Source organism: Nocardia pseudovaccinii NBRC 100343, assembly GCF_001613225.1.
Classification (GTDB): domain Bacteria; phylum Actinomycetota; class Actinomycetes; order Mycobacteriales; family Mycobacteriaceae; genus Nocardia; species Nocardia pseudovaccinii.
The window spans coordinates 18543-21257 of the sequence record NZ_BDBY01000253.1 but is presented as its reverse complement, the minus strand read 5'-3'; the positions used below and the strand labels follow the sequence as shown (position 1 = coordinate 21257).

The following is a 2715-nucleotide window of genomic DNA, read 5'->3' as shown; positions in this document are numbered from 1 at the left end:
GTGTTCCTGTCCTCTGGGAGAAGAAGTCAGCGTCCGGTTGTGCCGTCGATCAGTTCGCGGAGGATGTCCGCGTGGCCCGCGTGGCGGCCGGTCTCCTCGATCATGTGGGTGAGTGCCCAGCGGAGGCTGGGAGCGGGACGGCCCGGCCGCCGTCGAGGGACCGGTGCGCCGAGATCGGTGCAGCCGTCGAGTATTTCGTTGGCGCGCTCGACCGCATCTCGGTAGCGGGCGACCACATCGGCCACGCTGTCGGCTGGCGCTGCCTGGAACGTCGCCTGCCAGTCGATGATGTTGTCCCCGAGGAACATCGAGCGTTCGACGAAGGTCAGATGCTGGAGCAGCCCGAGCAGGTTCGTGCCCGACGGCACTGCGGCTGTTCGCACCTGTCGTTCGGGGGCGCCCTCGACCTTCGCGGTGATCGCGGCCCGGAGGTAGTCGAGGAATCCGCGCAGGATTTCGGTCTCGCTGCTTCCGGTCGAGGGCGGCGGGGTGTCGCCGCGGCGTTTGCGGCGCGTGGTGGTGCTCATCGAGCCTCCTGTGGTCGGCACGCGCCCAGTCTCGCCACGCTCACTACGATCTGGCACGCGATCTTGCTGTTCCGGCAAGATGGCCTCGTGGATCGCGAAACGGACGACGTGCTCGACGCGGTGGGGCCGCGGCTGCGTGCGCTGCGGCGCGACCGCGGCATCACCCTCGCCGACCTCGCCGCGGCGACCGGCGTATCGGAGAGCACCCTGTCCCGGCTGGAGAGCGGGCAGCGCAGGGCGACCCTCGAGTTGCTGCTGCCGCTCGCCCGCACCTACGACATTCCGCTGGACGACCTCGTCGGCGCCCCGCGCACCGGCGACCCGCGGATACACCTGAAGCCGATCCGGCGGTCCGGGATGATCTTCGTGCCGCTGTCCCGGCGGCCGGGCGGGATACAGGCGTTCAAGATGATCATTCCCGCTCAGCCGGAACCGCTCGAACCGACCCCGCAGACGCACGAAGGCTTCGAATGGCTGTACGTGCTCAACGGTCGCCTGCGGCTGGTGCTCGGCGAGCGCGACATGACCTTACGGCCAGGGGAGGCCGCCGAGTTCGACACGTCCTTGCCGCACTGGCTGGGCAGCGCCGACGGTGGAGTAGTCGAGTTGCTGATCCTGTTCGGCCTGCAAGGAATGCGTGCGCACGTGCGCGCCGACCCGCATCGGTCGTCGCACGGCGGTAGCAGGCGATGAGCTCGGCGAAATAACCGTCAGCGCTGTGTTTCCGCAGCGGTCCGCAGGTCGGCCAGCCAGGCTTCGAGACCGGCACCGAGAAAGTGGGTGGAGGTCGGCACGTCCGCTTCGACCTGTGCTCCGTGCCAGTTCTCCTCGGTGCGCACCAGGACGCCGCCGTCCACCGGGGTGAAGGTCCAGACATGAATTCCGCCGTCGATGCGCATCCCATCACCGATCGCCGGTCCGCTCCAGCGGATGCACCGAGAGGGTTGCAGCTGCTGGACGGTGGAGGTGATTGTCAGGGTGGTCGCGGGGGTCGTGGCGGTGGCGGGGGCAGGAGTGGTCCATCGGAACTGCGAACCAGCTTGCAGCGGCCCCGAATCCAGACGCTCGATGCTGGTGACCGGCTTTTGCCATGAGGACCAGCGTGCTAGATCGGTCTGCAGATTCCAGACCACGTCCAGGGGCGCTTTGATCAGGGCCTCGGTCCGGTAATGAATCGGCGCGGCCGCGTCGATGCCCGCGCCCTCGCAGGTCAGCGGAGCCGACTCGGCCGGGCCGTCGGCATGCGCAGAGGTGACGGTGGCGCTCAGGAATGCGGCGGACAAGGCGATCCCGAGCAGAGCGGCCCGTCCGCGGCGACGGATGGTGCCGGACTCGGCGTGCGCCTTCGGGGCGCTGGACAGGCGAGTGTCGTTCATGGTTGTACTCCTCAGCGACGGGCTCCCATGAATTGGTGAGCATATATTGCAATGGTTAGAGGTTATAACGCCCGCGCGGTGAGAAGCAAGAGCAAAAGTGATACCTTCTAACCAAAGAGTGTGGCGTGTAGCCGGGAAGGGAGCGGTCCATGGCAAACCCAGGTGCGAAGAGCCCGCGGGAGCGCTATCGGATGCAGATGCGGGCGGAGATCAAGCAGTGCGCCTGGCAGCAGATCGCCACGGCGGGCGCGTCCGCGCTGTCGCTCAACGCCATCGCCAAACAGGTGGGCATGAGCGGCCCCGCTCTGTACCGGTACTTCGCCAGCCGCGACGAACTGATCACCGAACTCATTCGCGACGCCTACCGCAGCCTCGCCGACACCTTGCGCACGGCCCGGGACTCCGGCGCCGACCTGGCCGGACTTGCCTACGCGCTACGGGAGTGGGCCTTGGCCGACCCACAGCGATACTTCCTCATCTACGGCACGCCCGTCCCCGGCTACCACGCACCCGACGACACCACCGAGATCTCGAACGAGATCATGACGACGTTGATCGAGGCATTCTCCGCGCTGCCCCCGGACCCACGTACGACACCGTTCGACACCCACCTCGAACACCATCGCCGATGGGCCGCCGACGACTCGGTACCGACCACAACCCTGCGCCGAGCGGTGTCCTTCTGGACCCGGCTGCACGGCGTCCTCTCCCTCGAACTCGCCGGGCATTTCACCGGAATGGAATTCGACCCGGACCTGCTGTTCGCCGACGAACTCGACACTCTCATCACACAGTGACCACGCCGCGGCAGT

The 2715-nt window shown here is 67.3% G+C and carries 4 protein-coding genes; 2 read left to right on the top strand and 2 right to left on the bottom strand.

Translation table 11 applies throughout. The annotated features are described in order from the left end of the window. Positions 1-26: 26 nt before the first annotated feature. Positions 27-527 carry a DinB family protein gene (locus NP3_RS31555; RefSeq protein ID WP_063045316.1) on the bottom strand — a complete coding sequence of 167 codons (501 nt, stop codon included), beginning with the start codon at positions 525-527 and terminating at the stop codon, positions 27-29. Positions 528-614: 87 nt separating this feature from the next. On the opposite strand from NP3_RS31555, the gene NP3_RS31550 reads away from it, so the two are divergent. Further along, on the top strand, positions 615-1220 hold the full coding sequence (locus NP3_RS31550; protein WP_063045315.1) for a helix-turn-helix domain-containing protein: 606 nt from the start codon (positions 615-617) through the stop codon (positions 1218-1220). Between the two features lie 17 nt (positions 1221-1237). Here NP3_RS31550 and NP3_RS31545 read toward each other — a convergent pair whose 3' ends face one another. Further along, on the bottom strand, positions 1238-1903 hold the full coding sequence (locus tag NP3_RS31545; protein WP_084509245.1) for an SRPBCC family protein: 666 nt from the start codon (positions 1901-1903) through the stop codon (positions 1238-1240). A gap of 149 nt (positions 1904-2052) precedes the next feature. Here NP3_RS31545 and NP3_RS31540 point away from each other — a divergent pair, with 149 nt between their 5' ends. After that, positions 2053-2700 (top strand): TetR/AcrR family transcriptional regulator, encoded by a 648-nt coding sequence (locus NP3_RS31540; RefSeq protein WP_063045314.1) that lies wholly within the window; start codon positions 2053-2055, stop codon positions 2698-2700. Positions 2701-2715: the final 15 nt, after the last annotated feature.